Raw genomic sequence first — 17,767 nt, forward strand, 5'->3', positions numbered from 1 at the left:
TCGACGAGCATAGGAACACATAGGTCCCCGAACGGACGATTACCTTGGCAATAGAAGACCCTCGTCGGTCATCGCCGCTGTGGGTGGCAGCCCGTCGGTCTGGAGCTGCCACGATTCTCATCCTCGCGTCACATATGAGCTGAAGCTTTCCGGATCGGGTATCCAATCGGCATCCAGTTGCTCGGCGATATGGTTGAATTCTACCTCAGGACAAGAGTGAGTAGAGCAGCCCCGCTACGAAAATCCTATCCTGGTTCGTTTGACGCATCGACTATTCAGATTGATTGGCGTGATACCCGGCGCGGCCGCAACACGCTAGGCCGTCAACCGCTGAGCAGAAAACCAGCCTTCGCCTTCCGCGGCGGCGGACCTCGTCAGCCTTTCGAAAGCTTGCCTGAGTAGGTTGCTCATGTGATCTGTGGAAGTGAGGCTAGCGTGCACCCGTACAAACTGGACATTCATCGTAGCAGCTTGGCTGCAGGTGCAGCACGCCGTACCGCACGAGCAAGCGGACAAGCCGGCCAAGCCGGTTTTGAGCAGCACTTGGGCGAATTGCAGGCGGCGGATGAGTTGATGAGTGCACCAGGCGAGGATGTCCTCGTCAATGGCTCGCATGGCAAAGGTGAGTTGAGACCAACGAAGAGGCAGAGGATCCAAAGCAATCTGCAGCATGCTGTCACTGAGCGGCAACCAGGTCAGGTTGGTGACTCAGGCGCTCGCGCGATGATGCAACTCCCTGCCCATCAGGTGGGTACATCGGAACGGGAGGCGCAGCTCGCGATGCAGGGGGATGAGCACGAATACACCCCAGCGCCGCATCTCGATGGGTCGATGCCCTCGACAGTGCAGCCGGATCGTCCAATTGTGGCCCCCGACGGTGCCGACAAGCGTCCTGTTTATTCCAACGATGCCACCGCCATCGAAGGGCTGAAGTCTGCACTCCTTGCGGGTAAAGCCAGGCCGGACACGGTCACTCGCAGCGCAAATTCTCTTTTCGGCTTTAGTCGTTGGCTCTTTCAAAACAAAAAGCCAGGGTTTGCTGCTCGGCTTTACCATCCGTCGCTGAGCCAGGATCTCGAGGAGTACGAGAGTAGGGGTGGTTCCTCCACAGTGGCTGGCGCACTGCGTCAACTGATGAAGCCGATAGGCGGAGCCGCCCCGATTGTGGGTCGCGCTGTCCTGAACCCCCATCCTGACGACGCCGCGCTCACTAGACATTTCAGATCCGCGAGCGGCTACGCAACTGCTCTTAACCATTTCAGTCATTACCTACGTCAAAATGACAAGCTCGGGATTGCGGGCCGGATTTACGATGAATCGCTGGATAAAGATGTTGAGAGCTACAAGGCCGCCTCCTCTACTCGTGGAGCTCCGATCGAATCTGCACTGGTTTATATCCGCAAGCACCCGCCGCGCGTTATACTCGGGAGTCATCTGGAAAACGCGGTCAGCATGGAGGCTCGTCCCCGTGGCGACGCTGCTCAGCATACCGCACCACAGCAGGGATTCGATTGGCCAGAGGAGCTCCTGCCGGTAGGTTATAAGGAGGGCACCGATCTACCATTGTCTCTCGCCCCAACCGCGCACCAACACCAAGCACCCGACTTTGGAGAGGCCGTCCCTCACTTGAACTGGCGCCACGGCGACCAGGGCGCCCCGGAGGGGCTGGTAGCTGCACGGGACAGGAGCAGCCCGCTGCCAAGCGAGGCGGTGCCACATAAATCTGGACGGGGACTCGCTACGCAGCCCAGATTGTGGGCGGAGAAATCCGCCTCGCCAGAGCTCTTTCGACGGCGGGCGGAGCAGGCTCTGCCGGCGTCCGCCAGAGGTGTGGAGACATCCTCCGCGGTTGATGAAGCCGCCGCTCGCCAAGCTTTGGCTTGGTTGCAGCAGGAGATGGAGGGGATCGAACCGATGCAGGATCCTCATAAGGTGGCTACACCGGAATCTGAGGCGCAGCTCGTCAGGCAGAGGGATGAACACGAATCCACCCCAGCACCGCATCCCGGAGGTGGTGGTTCGATGTCCTCGACAGTGCAGCCGGATCGTCCAATTGTAGTCCCCAACGGTTCCGACAAGCGTCCTGTCTATTCCAACGATGCGACCGCTATCGAAGGGCTGAGGGCAGCATTCCACGCGGGTAAGGCCAGCGCGAACACGGTCACTTTCAATGTAAATTCTCTTTTCGGCTTTAGTCGGTGGCTCCTTCAAAACAACAAGCCAGGGTTTGCTGCTCGGCTTTACCATTCGTCGCTGGATCAGGATCTCAAGGAGTACGAGAGTACGGGTGGTTCCTCCACCGTGGCTGGCGCACTGCGTTACCTCAAGAAGTCGACAAGCGGAGCCCCGATTATGGGTCGCCCTCTCGTGATCCCCTATCCTGACGATGCCGAGCTCATTAGAGATTACAGAGCCGCTTCGACCAAGGAGTACCTGGCAGCGCCTGCGACCGGACGGAATCCAGATACCGTGGGCGGCTATACAAATTTTCTTAGACATTTTAGCCAGTATCTGCGTCAAAATAACAAGCCTGGGATTGCCGCTCGGATTCACGACAAATCGCTGGATAAAGATGTTGAGAGCTTCAAGGCTGTCTCCTATGGTAATAGACTAAGTATCGGTTCTGCATTGGCTCACCTCCGGGATATCCTGCCGCGCATTGTGCTCGGGCGCGAAACTGTCCTTGCTGCTCATCCGGCAGACGCAGTCACCAGGCGCGTTGGGGCCGCTGCTGAAGCTGGGCCAGCGGCACCGGCAAGAGCTCCCCAACCCGCCTCGCCAGCAACCGCTAAGCTGCCAGGCACCTACCGCGGCCTTCCACTGGTTGATGTGACCACACTGACGACCAGTTCCTCTGGGGCTCAGATCGGGGCGCTCGATCCGACAGCCCCGTCCAACGTTGCAACGGGGCGGGTGCTCGGCGCCGCCGAATGGCTGAGCGACGCCCATGTCCAGAGAGATTACAATTTGCTGGAGCGGCAACTGCAGGGGATCAATCCGGCGCTCGCTGCCCGGACTCGGCTGGTGGATCCTTCCGTATCCCATCTACTGCGACACACGTCGCCGCAAGACGCTCGAGGCATATTGCAGTCCATCTATAATCAAAACAACGCCACAGCCGACTTCCTGTTCTTGCCAGTGAATAATGGCACGGCTACTAGCCCCGGCACCCATTGGTCGCTGCTGCTCGTTGATCGCCGCGACCCCGAAAGGCGGTTCGCCTATCACTACGACTCCCTCCAGCGAGAGGGATATAACGACGTGCCTGCAAAACAGCTCGCAGGACTGCTGAATGCTACCTTGGCGCCAGCCCCCATGGCCAGACAGACGAACCATTATGATTGCGGCGTATTTGTCCTGGAGGGCACGTGGGCGCTGGTTGAACGATTGGTGAAAGGGCAGCGGCCAGACCACGAGCCGCTGCCCCTCGACAACCTCGTTGCCGATCGGCAGGCGCTGCAAGACCGGCTAAGGAGGCGCTTGCCGCACGAGGAAGAGCCGCGGCAGCTGCTGGAGGATGAACCCGCCTCCCCACCGATGATGGCATTCGAGCCAGGGGAACTGCGGCAACTGTTGGAAGACGAGCCTGACTCCCCACCAATGATGGCGTTCGAGTCAGGGGAACTGCGGCAACTGTTGGAAGACGAGCCTGCCTCCCCACCAATGATGGCGTTCGAGTCAGGGGAACTGCGGCAACTGTTGGAGGACGAGCCTGCCTCCCCACCAATGATGGCGTTCGAGCCAGGGGAACTGCGGCAGCTGTTGGAGGATGAACCCGCTTCCCCACCGATGATGGCGTTCGAGCCAGGGGAACTGCGGCAGCTGTTGGAGGATGAACCCGCTTCCCCACCGATGATGGCGTTCGAGCCAGGGGAACTGCGGCAACTGTTGGAAGACGAGCCTGCCTCCCCACCAATGATGGCGTTCGAGCCAGGGGAACTGCGGCAACTGTTGAATGATGAGCCTGCCTCCACTTGGGCACAAATCAATTCGACCCCACATGCGCGAGCGGACGGTGTTCATCAGCCAGCCCAGGCGCCCTGGCTCCCTGAACGCAGAAGATAACTTTGCGGAGGAGCGGTCACGCAACTGTCGGCGGCGCCGGGCCTCAGGGTGAATGGAGAGGATGGTGTCGCGTGAAGGCGCAACACGCGTGCTGACCGACCTGCATAGTAGGAAGTCGTTCATTGCTCCCAAATCGTATGTGAGGAACATTCCTGTCCCGGCTGCACCGCGCGATGCTAGGTCGCGTTGTTCAGCGGGCCAAGCCGATGACACCTACGAAGCTACTGATCGGGCAGATCGCCGTTGTGTGCGCAATTGTCATTATCGGCGTATGGACGGCAACCCAATGGTGCGCTCAAATGCTGACCTACCAGACGCCTCTCGGCGCACCATGGTTTCTCTTCGCCGGCTGGCCAATCTACAAGCCGTGGAAGCTGTTTGAATGGTGGTTCCACTTCGATGCTTATGCGCCGGAGGTCTTCGACAAAGCCGGTACGCTTGCAGGCGCCAGCGGATTCCTGGGCTGTGCCGCCGCAATCGCAGGCTCGCTTTTGCGCGCGCGACAGCGCGGGTCGGTTACGACCTATGGGTCTTCACGGTGGGCCACGACTCATGAGGTCGAGACGGCAGGGTTGTTACGGCCGGCGGGCGTTTTCCTCGGTAGGCTGAACGATCGCTATCTGCGCCATGACGGCCCGGAGCACGTCATGGCATTTGCGCCGACGCGTTCGGGCAAGGGCGTGGGGCTGGTTGTTCCAACGCTACTTTCCTGGACCGGGTCTGCCATCATTCATGATATAAAAGGCGAAAATTGGCAGTTGACCTCCGGCTGGCGGTCGAAATTCTCGTACTGCCTTCTGTTCAATCCGACCGACCCGAGATCGGCACGCTACAACCCGCTGCTGGAGGTGCGCAAAGGCCCAGATGAGATCCGGGACGTTCAAAACATCGCCGACATCCTCGTCGATCCCGAGGGCGCGCTGGAGCGACGGAATCACTGGGAGAAGACCAGCCATTCACTCCTAGTTGGCGCCATTTTGCACGTGCTCTACGCTGAAGAGGACAAGACGCTAGCCCGCGTCGCCACCTTCCTGTCGGACCCGCAACGCTCGTTTGCCGCAACGCTACGGCGGATGATGACGACAAACCATCTCGGGACGGGGCATAACCCTCAGGTCCATCCCGTAGTGGCCTCGGCGGCTCGCGAACTCCTGAACAAGTCGGAAAACGAGCGCTCAGGCGTCCTCTCGACCGCCATGTCCTTTCTTGGGCTTTATCGTGATCCAACGGTCGCGGCGGCCACTTCGTCCTGCGACTGGCGCATCGCTGACCTAGTGGATGGAGAGCGACCGCTGTCGCTCTATCTGGTCGTGCCGCCTTCGGATATCTCGCGCACCAAGCCTTTGGTGCGACTGATCTTGAACCAGATCGGCAGGCGGTTGACGGAGCGTCTGGAGGGGGACCCGAAGAAGAGCCGTAAGCATCAGCTGCTCATGATGCTGGACGAGTTTCCGGCGCTCGGTCGCCTCGACTTCTTCGAAACGGCGCTCGCCTTCATGGCAGGTTATGGCATTCGCTCCTATCTGATCGCACAATCTTTGAACCAGGTTTCAAAGGCCTATGGCGAGAACAATGCTATTCTCGACAATTGCCACGTGCGAATTGCCTTTTCCTCCAATGACGAACGCACGGCCAAGCGCATCTCGGATGCCCTCGGCACCGCAACCGAACTTAGGTCGATGCGCAACTATGCGGGCCATCGGCTTGCGCCCTGGCTTTCACATGTCATGGTGAGCCGCCAGGAAACCGCGCGCCCGCTCCTGACGCCAGGCGAGGTGATGCAATTGCCGCCGTCAGACGAATTGGTCCTGGTTTCTGGGTTGCCGCCGATCCGCGCCAAGAAGCTGCGCTATTATCAGGATCAGAATTTCACAGATCGGGTGCTGCCTGCGCCGGTGCTGCACGACGGACCCTATGCGGACTGCCCTGCATCACGCCCGGACGGCTGGACTGGACAAGTGTGCAGCGTCGATAGCCGACTTGCTGCGGACGAGGAAAGCGCCGACGCGCCAGTTGAAGACGAGGGAGGCGTTCAGCAGCAACGCCATCCAAGCCTGCCCGAAGAAGACGTTGTTGTCTCTCAAGAGCCCGATCAGGCCGATCTGTACAAGCCCGCAGACGATGACAGCGAAGCGCTCGCGGACAAGCGTGTCATGGATCGGATTTCCACTGCGGCCCGCGCCTACGGTATCAACGAGGGCAGGGGCGACGATGTCATTCCCGGCTTCTGAAGTCCGCTGAGTTGCAGAGCGCACCTCAGCGTAGATAACGGCCATAAGCAATTTTGAGCGTCTGGCCGATGCTTCTCCCGTCGCCGGCGCAACGCCGGGCCGTCGGAACGAGCCGCATGAAGCCGCACCGCATTCGCCATCAGTTTCTGCTTGAGCCGGAGCTCAGCGAGAAACTGGACAACCTCAGTCGCGATCCGTCAACGACCAAATCAGCGATCGTGGCGAAGGCGATCGAGGCGTTCATCGAGCGGCGTGGCGAGAGCGAGTTCGATCGGCGCTACGGCGTAAGGCTTGACCGGCTCTCCCGCGATCTTGCCCACGTCAGGCGCGATTCCGAGGTGATCCTGGAGAGCCTGGCGCTCTTCATCCGCTTTTCGATCACCCTTCACGCCCACACGCCGGTCCCGGATCGGGCAACGCAGGCTATTGCCCAAGAGCGTTTCGAGAAATTCGTTGAGAAGGTCGGCCGCCAGATCGCTTCCGGCAAAAAGTCGCTTAGCAAAGACAATGGTGGGGGAGGGGAAGGATGAGCTCTCATCCCGAGGCCGACCACCGGCGGCGTGTCATGCTGCGCACCGCCATGGGTCCGGCAATCACCGAAGCCCTGGCCGATCCGTCCGTCATCGAGGTGATGGTCAATCCCGACGGCGCGCTGCGACTCGACCGGTTAGGCGAAGGTCGGGTCGATACCGACGTTCACATGCACCCGTCCGAGGCAGAACGTATCATCCGCCTGGTTGCTTCGCACGTGCGCGCCGAGGCGCACGCCGACAACCCGATCGTCAGTGCCGAATTGCCGTCTGGCGAACGCTTCGAAGGCCTGCTGCCACCTGTGGTGTTGGCGCCATGTTTTGCCATCCGCAAGCCCGCCGCGAAAGTCTACACCCTGGCCGACTATGTTGCCGAACGCATCATGCTGCCGCTGCAGGCCGATGCGCTGAAAAAGGCCGTCCGCGAGCGGCGCAACATGCTGATCGCCGGCGGCACTTCCTCGGGGAAGACAACACTCGCCAACGCTCTGCTGGCTGAAGTCGCCGAATGCGACGATCGGGTGATCCTGATCGAGGACACACGCGAACTGCAGTGCGCGGCCAGGGACTGCGTTGCCCTGAGAACAAGGCGGGGCTCGGTCACCCTTGCCGATCTCGTGCGCTCGACGCTGAGGCTCAGGCCGGACCGCATCATCGTGGGCGAGGTGAGGGGCGCGGAAGCGCTCGACATGCTGAAGGCATGGAACACCGGGCACCCAGGCGGCATCGCTACCGTACACGCCAATTCCGCGCGCTCGGCTCTCTATCGCATTGAGCAACTCGCCCAGGAAGCGGTGGTCACCGTTCCCCGCCGGCTCATCGCTGAGGCGATAGATCTGATCGTCTTCATAGCGGGACGCGGCTCGTCGCGCCACATCGACGCAATCGCCGAGGTCACCGGTCTCGACGGCAGCGGCGATTACGCCGTTGCCCCGCTCACGCTTTCGCAACTCCAGCAGCTTTGAAAGGCCTTCCTCATGCGCAAGAAGCTTCGCTTTCTTTCGTCCACAGCGCTCGCGTTTCTTAACACGGCCCCGGTTTATGCCGCCGGCTCCGGCATGCCGTGGGAGCAGCCGCTGCAGCAGATCCTGGAGTCCGTGCAGGGACCGGTCGCCAAGATCGTTGCGGTGATCATCATTATCACCACCGGCCTGACGCTTGCCTTCGGCGACACCGCCGGTGGTTTTCGGCGCCTGATTCAGATCGTCTTCGGTCTGTCAATCGCCTTCGCGGCATCGAGCTTCTTCCTCTCCTTCTTCTCCTTCGGTGGTGGGGCGCTCGTCTGATGGCCGCCGGGGAGCAGCATATCGAGGGCTTCGCAGTACCGGTCCACCGGGCGCTGACCGAGCCGATCCTGCTCGGCGGGGCTCCGCGCGCGGTGGCGATCCTCAACGGTACAGTGGCCGCGGCCATTGGCTTCGGCTTGCAGCAATGGATTGCTGGTCTGGTGCTTTGGATCGCAGGCCACTCGTTAGCGGTGTTTGCCGCAAGACGCGATCCGGACTTCGCCAGCGTGCTTGTGCGCCACCTACGTCTGAAGGGGTGGCTTGCATGCTGAACCTTTCGGAATATCGAAGCAAAGCCGACCGGCTTGCCGACCATCTACCCTGGGCTGCCTTGGTGGCGCCCGGCATCGTGCTCAACAAGGACGGCAGCTTTCAGCGGACGTTGCGGTTCCGCGGCCCGGATCTCGAAAGTGCGACGGAGGCTGAACTCGTCGGCATTTGCGCCCGGGCGAACAATGCTCTCAGACGCCTTGGCTCTGGCTGGGCATTGTTCTTTGAGGCCGAGCGCACAGAAGCGCTGGGCTATCCGAACTCGCATTTTCCTGACGCCGCGTCGTGGCTGGTCGACGAAGAACGCCGCGCTGCTTTCGAGGGGAAGGTAGCGCACTACGAGAGCCGCTATCATCTGACCTTGGTGTTTATGCCACCGCCGGACGCCCAGGCGCGCGCAGAAAGCGCGCTCGTCGACTCTCATTATTCCCGAGGAGAAAGAGACTGGCGCCAGGATCTGGCGAGGTTCCGTGACGAGACCAACCGCGTGCTCGATCTCTTCTCGGGTTTCATGTCCGAAGTACGCGTCCTCGATGATGCTCAGACGTTGACCTACCTCCACGGCACGATTTCGCCTCGTCGCCATCCTATCATGGCCCCGGAAACGCCGATATATCTGGATGCAATCCTGGTCGATGCGCCGCTTACCGGTGGCCTGGAGCCGATGCTGGGTGAGCAGCATCTTCGCACACTGACCATCCTCGGCTTTCCGAACCTCACCCGGCCCGGAATCCTCGATACCCTCAATCATCAGGATTTCGCCTATCGCTGGATGACGCGCTTCATTCCGCTCGAGAAAACGGAAGCCACGAAGACGCTGACGCGATTGCGCCGGCAGTGGTTTGCCAAGCGCAAATCGATCGTGGCAATCCTACGCGAGGTCATTACCAACGAGCCGGTCCCGCTTGTCGATAACGATGCCGACAACAAGGCGCTCGATGCCGACGAAGCCCTTCAGGCATTGGGCGGTGATCATGTGAGTTTCGGCTATCTCACCACCACCGTGACGGTGTGGGGCGAGGATCGCCAAGCCGCTGCAGAGAAGCTTCGCGCGGTCGAGCGCATCATCAATGGGCTCGGCTTCACCACGATCCGAGAAGGCGTCAATGCGGTCGAGGCTTGGCTCGGCTCATTGCCTGGCCATGTCTACGCTAACGTTCGCCAACCGCTCGTTCATACATTGAACCTTGCCCATCTCATGCCGCTGTCGTCGGTTTGGGCCGGTCCTGCGACAAACGAGCATCTCGCGAAAGTCACCCAAACCGAAGCGCCACCGCTTTTCGTTGCCGAGACCAGTGGGTCGACACCGTTTCGGCTTTCCACCCACGTCGAAGATGTCGGCCACATGCTGGTTGTTGGTCCGACCGGCGCCGGCAAGTCGGTTCTGCTTGCTCTGATTGCTCTGCAGTTCAGGCGCTATGCCGGCGCCCAGGTTTATGTCTTCGACAAAGGCAATTCGGCCCGTGCTGCAACACTTGCCATGGGTGGAGAACACCACGCGCTAGGAGCGGACGGTTCCCTTGCCTTTCAGCCACTGCGCAGCATCAACGACCAGGCTAGCCGAAGCTGGGCGGCCGAATGGATCGCCAGCCTTGTTGCCCACGAGAACGTCACCGTCACGCCGGAGGTGAAGGAGGCTATTTGGTCAGCGCTGGCCAGCCTTGCCACCGCGCCGGCGCAGGAACGCACACTGACCGGTCTTTCGGTCCTGCTTCAATCCAATGCGCTGAAGACCGCATTGATGCCCTACACGCTCGACGGTCCCTTCGGCCGCCTGCTCGATGCCGATCATGATGGGCTGGCCTTGTCGGATGTGCAGTGTTTCGAGACCGAGGAGTTAATGCACAGCCAAGGCGCTTTGCTGCCGGTGCTTACCTATCTGTTCCAGCGACTTGAGGAACGGTTCGACGGACGGCCCACGCTGATCATGCTCGACGAGGCGTGGGTCTATCTCGACAATCCGCTGTTCGCCGCCCGCATCCGCGAATGGCTGAAGGTGCTGCGAAAGAAGAACGTGTCGGTTGTCTTCGCTACGCAGTCGCTGGCTGATATCGCGGGCTCTGGCATAGCGCCGGCAATCATCGAAAGCTGCCCGCAGCGCATTTTCCTTCCCAATGATCGTGCCGTGGAACCCCAGGCGCGCACAGCCTACGAGCGCTTCGGTTTAAGCGAGCGGCAGATCGAATTGATCGCCCGCGCCACGCCGAAGCGTCAGTATTATCTGCAATCGCGCCGCGGCAACCGTCTGTTCGAGCTCGAGCTTGGCCCCATCGCTCTTGCGCTTTGCGGTGCTTCCGATCCGGCCACGCAGACTCTGATCGACAGGATCATGTCCGAAGACGGGCAAGGCAGCTTTGCCTCGCAGTTCCTGATCGCGCGCGGCCTCGATTGGGCCGGCGAACTTCTCAAGCAATTCCCTCAACCAGACAAGGAGCAATTCTCATGATGCGGCGACGCCTTCTCTCCGGCCTGATCACCGTTTCCCTGATCGCCAAGCCTATGGCCGACTATGTGCAGCCCGCGTACGCCCTTATCGTGTTCGATCCGTCCAATTATGCGCAGAACGTGCTGACGGCCGCGCGCGCATTGGAGCAGATCAACAACCAAATCCAGTCGCTGCAGAATCAGGCGACCATGCTGCAGAACATGGCGCGCAATCTTCAGCGTCTGGATTTCTCTTCCGTTGGCCAACTCACCGGTTCGCTCCATCGCATCGACGGCTTGATGGACCAGGCGAGTGGCCTCAGCTTTGATCTGGGCAAGCTTCAAGACCAGTGGCGCAGCCAATATCCGGAAAGCTACGACGCCACGATCAAAGTCAGCGATGTGGCGAGTGCTGCGCGGGAGCGTTGGCAAACCGCCATGCAGGCGTTCCGCCAGACCATGGGTGTCCAGTCGCAAATCGTCGAGAACGTCCGCGCCGACGGCGATCTGCTCGCCGATCTCGTCAACCGCAGCCAAGGGGCGGCCGGTGCGCTTCAGGCAAGCCAGGCCACCAACCAGCTGATGGCGCTTTCGACAAAACAGCAGATGCAGATCCAGACGCTGCTCGCAACGCAGTTTCGAGCTGAGGCCGAGGATGCCGCCCGCAAGGCCCAGTCAGACGAAGCCGCCCGCGAGATGACGAAGCGGTTCTTGGGTACCGGCTCGGCTTATCCCGGCAATTAATCACGAGTTCATCACGACGAGAAAGGCAGCGGCATGAACGACCTTGGCGTCATCGATCGCTTCATGGAGACCTTCATCCGCTACATCGACAGCGGGTTCGGTCTGCTATCGGGCGACCTCGCCTTCCTCACTACCATTCTGATCGGCATTGACATCACACTTGCCGGCCTGGCGTGGGCGCTCGGCGACGAAACCAGCGTTCTCGGCCGGCTTGTCCGCAAGGTGCTCTATGTTGGCGTCTTCGCCTTCATTCTGAACAATTTCAAGAACCTCGCCGATATCGTTTATCGTTCTTTTGCCGGTCTCGGGATTAAGGCGTCGGCCGGCAATCTGTCGGCAGACAATCTCTTGCGCCCGGGCCGCATTGCCGCGACCGGTTTCGAAGGTGCTTGGCCAATGCTTGACCAAGCCAGTCAGCTCCTGGGCTTCCCGGAAATCTTCGGCAACGCACTGACCATCTTCGTGCTGCTGATGGCCTGGTTCCTGGTTATCATCGCCTTCTTCATCCTTTCCATCCAGCTTTTCATCACCATCCTAGAGTTCAAGCTCACCACGCTGGCAGGTTTTGTTTTGGTTCCATTCGCACTTTGGAACCGTTCAGCGTTCCTGGCCGAACGCGTGCTCGGCCATGTTATCTCGTCAGGCATCAAGGTGATGGTGCTCGCCGTCATTGTCGGTATCGGCTCCACGCTCTTCGGGGAGTTCGCTTCCGCATTGCAAGGCAAGGAGCCGGATCTTGCCGGTGCCATGTCCCAGGTACTGGGCGCACTGGCACTGCTTGGCCTTGGCATTTTTGGGCCGGGGATCGCGTCGGGTCTTGTCTCAGGCGCACCGCAGCTTGGGGCGGGCGCCGCCCTCGGCACGACCGCGGCGGCAGCGGGTGTATCACTCGTTGCTGGAGGCACAGCATTTGCTGGCGCGCGTATGGCAACCAGCGGCGGTCTCGCCGCCATCCGAGCCGGCACAACAATGGGATCGGCTGCTTCCACGTCATGGCAGATCGGGCGCGCAACCTCGCCCGACGCTGGCCTCTCCGGTGTGGCTGCTGGAATGCATGGTGTAACCAGTGCAGCTGGCGGCGCCGCTATACGCATAGCGCGATCCGCCACTGCAAGTGTTGGGCGCAACGCCGATGCCGGGCGCGATGCCGCGTGGACCGCGACCGGCGGCGCGCCGACAGCGTCAATGACCGAACGCTCTGCCGGTTCGGCCACTGTTTCGGCGCCGACGTGGGCAAGGCGCCTACGTTCTGAACAGACCGCCCGGGCAAATCGCCACGCTGCCATGCAAGCTGTCCGAGACGGAGACCGGCCGGGAGGCAGCGCCAACCCCTCTCTCAACGACAAGGATGACTAGATGCTCTTCAAGCGACCCGTGCACCGTTACGGCAAAACACCCGAACCGGTCACGCCGTATCAAAAAGCCGCCCAACTGTGGGACGAGCGCATCGGCTCATCTCGACTGCAGGCCAGGAACTGGCGGATCATGGCCCTTGGCTGCCTGGCCTTGGCGACCGGGCTTTCCGGCGGACTCGTATGGCAGTCGATGCAAAGCCGTGTCGTGCCTTATGTCGTCGAGGTCGATGGCTTCGGCGAGACGCGCGCCGTCGCGCCGGCGGTCCGGAATTATGAGCCCTCGGATGCTCAGATCGCCTGGCATCTCGGCCGCTTCATCCAGAATGTCCGTTCCGTTTCCACCGATCCGGTTTTGGTTCGGCAGAACTGGTTGGCAGCGTACGACTTTGCTAGCGATCGCGCAGCGCTCTTCCTCAACGAATACGCCAAGGCGAACGACCCCTTCGGTCAGATCGGAACGCGCAGTGTTTCGGTACAGGTCACCAGCGTGGTCAGAGCCTCCGAAAGTTCATTCCAGGTCAAATGGACCGAGCAGGTGTTTGAGCGCGGAAGCCTTGCCAGCACGATGCGCTGGACTGCGATCCTCACGATCGTGATCCGCTCGCCAAGCAATACGGATCAGCTGCGCAAGAATCCGCTCGGCGTCTTCATCAATGCCATTGACTGGTCACGCGAGCTCGACAGCGCCGTCCCAGCCCCCCTTTCTCCGACGGAGTCCACCAATGAAAGGTAAAATGTCACCGATTCGTGCCGTGCTGATCCTATCGGTGTCGGCAGCGGTCGTTTCCGCTTGTGCATCGAAGAAGGTGCCGCCGCCTGAGATTTCCTATGACGCTGCCGACTTCAAACCGGCCGCGATCGAAAAAGCGCCGGAGAGGCCGATTAGAATTGTCGAGGTGCCAAAACCACTGCCGCTGCCTGGCCAAATGCAGCCCGAGCCCGGCAAGGCCGAGGACAAGCGCCCTCCTGAAGAACGCGTCGCTGATGCCAACAAAGCCGCGACCCAGCAACCCACCAAGTACGGGTATGTTAATGCAGTGCAAGTCTACCCCTTCACCGATGGCGCGCTTTATCAACTCTATGCCGCGCCGGAGCGCGTGACCGACATCGCTCTGCAGCCGGGCGAGAAACTAACCGCCGTGTCGGCTGGCGACACCGTGCGCTGGGTCATTGGCGATACCGCAAGCGGCACCGGTGACAATCAGCGCACCCATGTTCTGGTAAAACCCTTCGCGCCGGGTCTTGCCACCAATGTCGTCATTACGACGGACCGGCGGACCTATCATTTGCAGCTTCAAAGCACCGAGAAGACCGCAATGGCGGCAATCTCCTGGACCTACAGCCAAGACCAGATCATCGCGCTTCGCCAGCGCAATGCTCAAGCCGAGGCAGTTACACCGGTCGCGTCGAACATCGCGCTCGAAAACCTTCGCTTTCGCTACTCAATCAGTGGCGACACACCGCCCTGGAGACCGACGCGAGCCTTCGACGACGGCAGCAAGGTCTATATTGAGTTCCCTCGTCGCATAGATCAGGGCGAGGCGCCACCACTCTTCATCGTCGGCGCAGATGGGAGCAGCGAGCTCGTCAACTATCGCGTGCGCGGCAACTATTACATCGTCGATCGGCTCTTCGCCGCGGCCGAACTTCGCCTCGGCACCAAGCGGCAGCAGGTGATCCGCATCAGCAGGATTGACGGCAGGCAACCGCAACGGCGGATCTCGCTCTTTCGCGGCAGCCGGCGAGGTGAGGGCTCATGATCGAAAATTCCCGCTCTGGCATCCCGCCGAAACTGGATCCCGAGGAACTGCAGCTTCGGGCCTCTCCCCGCCGCGTGGTGCGGTTCAGGCGCGGTGTGATCATCGCTATCGCAGCGCTCGGATCCGGCGCTGTCTTCGGCGTTACCATGATCGCCCTCCAGGGGCCGGCCCTTCGCATCAGGGATCAGGCGGAAGATCTCTACAACACTGAGCGCAAACCAACCGCCGAGGGACTCGATACGCTTCCCCATGACTATTCCGGCATGAAGCCAAAGCCTCCCGTCCTTGGGCTACCTTTGCCGGGCGACCTCGGCCGCCCCATCCTCGAGCGGCAGCGCCAGCTCGGCATCGTGCCGGGCCAAGACATCTCGGCCGAGGAGCAGCGTCTAGCGCAGCAGGCGATCGAAGCGCGTGAATCGCGGGTGCTTTTCCGCGTCGAAAATCGAGCTCAACAGACAGATGTCGGAGAGAGCGTGCAAACTGCTCAGCATCCATTTGAGGCGCTTCCCCAATCCGAAGCAGGACGCGCGTCAGCCTCGGTGGCGGCGGCGGAAGGCGACCAGAACAATCAGCAGCGAAAGCTTGATTTTCTCAGCCAGCGGAGCACTGGCGGGATCTACAATCCGCATGCGCTTCAGACGCCGATCTCGCCATATCAACTGATGGCTGGCAGCGTGATTGCCGCCAGCCTGATCACCGGCATCAATTCCGATTTGCCGGGCCTTGTCGTCGCGCAAGTCACCGAAAATGTGCACGACACGGTCACGGGCAACATATTGCTGATTCCGCAGGGCTCACGTCTTATCGGCGTCTACGACAGCGTCGTCGCGTTCGGGCAAAAGCGAGCGCTGCTGGTCTGGCAGCGCATTCTGCTGCCCGACGGCTCGTCGGCCGAAATCGACAATCTGCCCGCGAGCGACACCGCCGGCTACGCAGGGCTGGAAGACAAAGTCGATTTCCACACTTGGCAGATGATCAAGGGAGTGGCGCTTGCCACATTGCTCGGTGTCGGCACAGAATTCAGCCTCGGCGAAAACGAGAGCGATCTGGTCAAGGCGATCCGGGAATCAGCCCAGCAGAACGCCAGTCGAGCCGGCCAGCGCATCACCGAAAAAAACCTCAATATCCAGCCCACCATCGTCGTCCGCCCAGGTTGGCCACTGCGCGTCATCGTGCACAAGGACATCGTGCTGCGGCCATACGCCAGTTGAGCAGGAGTTATCATGGCTGACCTGAAACTTGGAAAACTTCCGGACCGAACAGCTTCGAAGATCACCATTACCGTCAGCGCGGAGCTGAGCCAAACACTCAAGGAGTATGCTGCACTTTACCGTCAGACCTATGGTCAGTCTGAAACCGTGGCAGAACTCATCCCTTTCATGCTGGCGGCGTTTCTGGAAGGCGACCGAGCCTTTGCCAGGGCCAGAAAAGAACGTCTGCCGACGGAGCTTGCCGGAAAATCGTGACTCCTCCGCTAGGGCAGCTGGAACATTGCCTAGCTGTCGCGACCTACCTGCTCCTCGCGAAGCATAGGATCAAACCCCTTGGAATGTAGGTATGCGCAAGAGAGGATGTGGAAGGAGATACCGCGCAACAGCCTAAGTTTGCATTTTCGATTTGATGCGGTAGTCGCCTATGAGCGGTCAAAACGAACGCAGCTGGTTCGCCGATCGACCAAACGGCGAGCGCACTGTGCTTTGCTCAGACCGCCACCGAGTGCCTCGCCGTTCCCCCTTTGAAATATGTATCGAACTTGGCCGCGATGGTTCGAATGAAGGGGCGACTTTCAGTCCGTACGAGGAAACTGTCACCATCGAATTCAAGCGCTCGGGCAGGATCGTGGAGTGCGATGGACCTCGAGCGATGAAGGAGCTGCTCGCCGGCTTTGCCGAACCGCTCCACCAGATCGACTGCCGAGAAGGCAAAATCACACATCAGCCGCTCGATGATCCAGCCACGGACGCGATCGTCGTCGGAAAGGGCAACGCCGCGGACGGCAGCCAACCCGCCATCCGCAACCATGCGCCCGTACCCGGCAGTCGAAGCCATGTTTTGCACGTAGCCTTGGCGAAAACGACCGATGGACGAAGGGCCAAGTCCGATCAGTGTCGGGCAGCGATCCTCAGTGTAGCCCTGAAAATTGCGATGCAAAACCCCTGCGCGGGCCGCTATGGCCAGCGCATCGTCGGGCTTCGCGAAATGATCGAGTCCTATTGCCTCATATCCCTTGGCGACAATTGCCCGCGCCGCGAGTTGAGATTGGGCGAAACGCTCAGTGGGACTCGGCAGCCATGCCTCGTCGATCATCGTCTGATGCTTCTTGAACCAGGGCACATGTGCGTAGCCGAACAGGGCCATCCGGTCTGGCTCCAAGGTCAGTGCCTGCGCCACCGTGGAACAGATCGTCTCGCGTGTCTGATTCGGGAGCCCGTAGAGCAGGTCCAGATTGACCGATTCGACGCCCCGCGAACGAACCCCGTCGACGACTGCCTTGGTCTGCAAAAAACTCTGCTCACGATTAATTGCTTTTTGCACTTGCGGATCGAAATCCTGCACGCCGAGGCTCGCCCGGGTTACGCCGATTTGAGCAAGTGCATCAAGGCGCGCCTTGTCCATGTCGTTGGTTTCGATTTCGATGCTGACCGTAGCATCCGGGAGAAAGTCGAAGCTGTCCCGCAAGGCCGCTCCAAGAGCAACCATATCATCGGGCCTCAGAATAGTTGGCGAACCGCCACCGAAGTGGATTGCACGGACATGTGCCTTGCCGCTCAGCAGACCGGCAATCGTGACGATTTCGGCATTCAGCGAGCGCAGATAAGCGGCCACCGGCTCATATTGGTGCGTCTGCTTGGTGTGGCAGGCGCAGAACCAGCAGAGCTTGTCGCAGTAAGGAATGTGCAGGTACAGCGAGATTTCGTCGCCGCTTTCCAGCGTCTCCAACCAGCCACGGTAAATGGCAGCATCGATCCCCGAATGGAAATGCGGCGCCGTCGGATAGCTGGTGTAGCGTGGGACGTTCTCGCTGAGTTTGACAGCTATTTCCGATTGCATCTCGCGTTCACCGTGTTGCCCGCCGGAACACTGCACGCATCGCTGAAGCAG

The 17,767-nt window shown here is 60.6% G+C and carries 14 protein-coding genes; 13 read left to right on the forward strand and 1 reads right to left on the reverse strand.

Translation table 11 applies throughout. The features are described 5' to 3' along the window. Window positions 1-543: 543 nt before the first annotated feature. The 13 genes from EJ067_RS20120 (at window position 544) to EJ067_RS20180 (ending at window position 16,131) form a co-directional block, all read left to right on the forward strand. Complete coding sequence (locus EJ067_RS20120; protein ID WP_245454737.1) at window positions 544-4,065, forward strand: Ulp1 family isopeptidase; 3,522 nt, start codon at window positions 544-546, stop codon at window positions 4,063-4,065. A gap of 206 nt (window positions 4,066-4,271) precedes the next feature. After that, a complete protein-coding gene (locus tag EJ067_RS20125; RefSeq protein ID WP_024502848.1) occupies window positions 4,272-6,296 on the forward strand; it encodes a conjugal transfer protein TraG in 2,025 nt (674 codons plus the stop codon). Window positions 6,297-6,412: 116 nt separating this feature from the next. Beyond that, window positions 6,413-6,826 (forward strand): CopG family transcriptional regulator, encoded by a 414-nt coding sequence (locus tag EJ067_RS20130; RefSeq protein WP_095488561.1) that lies wholly within the window; start codon window positions 6,413-6,415, stop codon window positions 6,824-6,826. Next, window positions 6,823-7,791: a P-type conjugative transfer ATPase TrbB gene (trbB, locus tag EJ067_RS20135; RefSeq protein WP_024502850.1), complete on the forward strand. Its 969-nt coding sequence runs from the start codon at window positions 6,823-6,825 to the stop codon at window positions 7,789-7,791. The genes EJ067_RS20130 and trbB overlap by 4 nt, the downstream gene beginning before the upstream one ends. A 12-nt stretch (window positions 7,792-7,803) precedes the next feature. Then, the gene (locus EJ067_RS20140; RefSeq protein WP_126057781.1) at window positions 7,804-8,112 is read left to right on the forward strand and encodes a TrbC/VirB2 family protein; all 309 of its coding nucleotides are present in this window, start codon (window positions 7,804-7,806) and stop codon (window positions 8,110-8,112) included. Further along, a complete protein-coding gene (locus tag EJ067_RS20145) occupies window positions 8,112-8,384 on the forward strand; it encodes a VirB3 family type IV secretion system protein (RefSeq protein ID WP_024502852.1) in 273 nt (90 codons plus the stop codon). Before EJ067_RS20140 ends, EJ067_RS20145 begins: the two co-directional genes overlap by 1 nt. After that, window positions 8,378-10,828 (forward strand): conjugal transfer protein TrbE, encoded by a 2,451-nt coding sequence (gene trbE / locus EJ067_RS20150; RefSeq protein WP_126057782.1) that lies wholly within the window; start codon window positions 8,378-8,380, stop codon window positions 10,826-10,828. Before EJ067_RS20145 ends, trbE begins: the two co-directional genes overlap by 7 nt. Continuing rightward, the gene (gene trbJ, locus EJ067_RS20155; RefSeq protein ID WP_024502854.1) at window positions 10,825-11,550 is read left to right on the forward strand and encodes a P-type conjugative transfer protein TrbJ; all 726 of its coding nucleotides are present in this window, start codon (window positions 10,825-10,827) and stop codon (window positions 11,548-11,550) included. The genes trbE and trbJ overlap by 4 nt, the downstream gene beginning before the upstream one ends. A 33-nt stretch (window positions 11,551-11,583) precedes the next feature. Further along, on the forward strand, window positions 11,584-12,906 hold the full coding sequence (gene trbL / locus EJ067_RS20160; RefSeq protein ID WP_126057783.1) for a P-type conjugative transfer protein TrbL: 1,323 nt from the start codon (window positions 11,584-11,586) through the stop codon (window positions 12,904-12,906). After that, the gene (gene trbF, locus EJ067_RS20165; protein WP_126063930.1) at window positions 12,907-13,638 is read left to right on the forward strand and encodes a conjugal transfer protein TrbF; all 732 of its coding nucleotides are present in this window, start codon (window positions 12,907-12,909) and stop codon (window positions 13,636-13,638) included. Between the two features lies 1 nt (window position 13,639). Continuing rightward, window positions 13,640-14,665, forward strand: coding sequence for a P-type conjugative transfer protein TrbG (trbG, locus tag EJ067_RS20170; RefSeq protein WP_127232321.1), 1,026 nt, complete (start codon window positions 13,640-13,642; stop codon window positions 14,663-14,665). Next, window positions 14,662-15,876, forward strand: a complete 1,215-nt coding sequence (locus EJ067_RS20175; RefSeq protein WP_126057785.1) for a TrbI/VirB10 family protein — start codon at window positions 14,662-14,664, stop codon at window positions 15,874-15,876. The genes trbG and EJ067_RS20175 overlap by 4 nt, the downstream gene beginning before the upstream one ends. A 12-nt stretch (window positions 15,877-15,888) precedes the next feature. Then, window positions 15,889-16,131 (forward strand): DUF2274 domain-containing protein, encoded by a 243-nt coding sequence (locus tag EJ067_RS20180; protein ID WP_126057786.1) that lies wholly within the window; start codon window positions 15,889-15,891, stop codon window positions 16,129-16,131. Between the two features lie 235 nt (window positions 16,132-16,366). Here the strand turns inward: EJ067_RS20180 and hemN are convergent, their stop codons facing one another. Continuing rightward, window positions 16,367-17,716, reverse strand: coding sequence for an oxygen-independent coproporphyrinogen III oxidase (gene hemN / locus EJ067_RS20185; RefSeq protein ID WP_126059321.1), 1,350 nt, complete (start codon window positions 17,714-17,716; stop codon window positions 16,367-16,369). Between the last annotated feature and the right edge of the window lie 51 nt (window positions 17,717-17,767).

The sequence above is a fragment of the Mesorhizobium sp. M1D.F.Ca.ET.043.01.1.1 genome (assembly GCF_003952385.1).
In the GTDB taxonomy this organism is placed as follows: Bacteria; Pseudomonadota; Alphaproteobacteria; order Rhizobiales; family Rhizobiaceae; genus Mesorhizobium.

What these genes read in the sequence shown, in the direction of transcription:
- EJ067_RS20180 (WP_126057786.1), top strand. Translation starts at nt 15,889, where the DNA reads ATGGCTGACCTGAAACTTGGAAAACTTCCGGACCGAACAGCTTCGAAG.
- EJ067_RS20140 (WP_126057781.1), top strand. Translation starts at nt 7,804, where the DNA reads ATGCGCAAGAAGCTTCGCTTTCTTTCGTCCACAGCGCTCGCGTTTCTT.
- trbF (WP_126063930.1), top strand. Translation starts at nt 12,907, where the DNA reads ATGCTCTTCAAGCGACCCGTGCACCGTTACGGCAAAACACCCGAACCG.
- EJ067_RS20145 (WP_024502852.1), top strand. Translation starts at nt 8,112, where the DNA reads ATGGCCGCCGGGGAGCAGCATATCGAGGGCTTCGCAGTACCGGTCCAC.
- trbE (WP_126057782.1), top strand. Translation starts at nt 8,378, where the DNA reads ATGCTGAACCTTTCGGAATATCGAAGCAAAGCCGACCGGCTTGCCGAC.
- trbG (WP_127232321.1), top strand. Translation starts at nt 13,640, where the DNA reads ATGTCACCGATTCGTGCCGTGCTGATCCTATCGGTGTCGGCAGCGGTC.
- trbL (WP_126057783.1), top strand. Translation starts at nt 11,584, where the DNA reads ATGAACGACCTTGGCGTCATCGATCGCTTCATGGAGACCTTCATCCGC.
- EJ067_RS20175 (WP_126057785.1), top strand. Translation starts at nt 14,662, where the DNA reads ATGATCGAAAATTCCCGCTCTGGCATCCCGCCGAAACTGGATCCCGAG.
- trbJ (WP_024502854.1), top strand. Translation starts at nt 10,825, where the DNA reads ATGATGCGGCGACGCCTTCTCTCCGGCCTGATCACCGTTTCCCTGATC.
- EJ067_RS20125 (WP_024502848.1), top strand. Translation starts at nt 4,272, where the DNA reads ATGACACCTACGAAGCTACTGATCGGGCAGATCGCCGTTGTGTGCGCA.
- trbB (WP_024502850.1), top strand. Translation starts at nt 6,823, where the DNA reads ATGAGCTCTCATCCCGAGGCCGACCACCGGCGGCGTGTCATGCTGCGC.
- EJ067_RS20130 (WP_095488561.1), top strand. Translation starts at nt 6,413, where the DNA reads ATGAAGCCGCACCGCATTCGCCATCAGTTTCTGCTTGAGCCGGAGCTC.
- hemN (WP_126059321.1), bottom strand. Translation starts at nt 17,716, where the DNA reads ATGCAATCGGAAATAGCTGTCAAACTCAGCGAGAACGTCCCACGCTAC.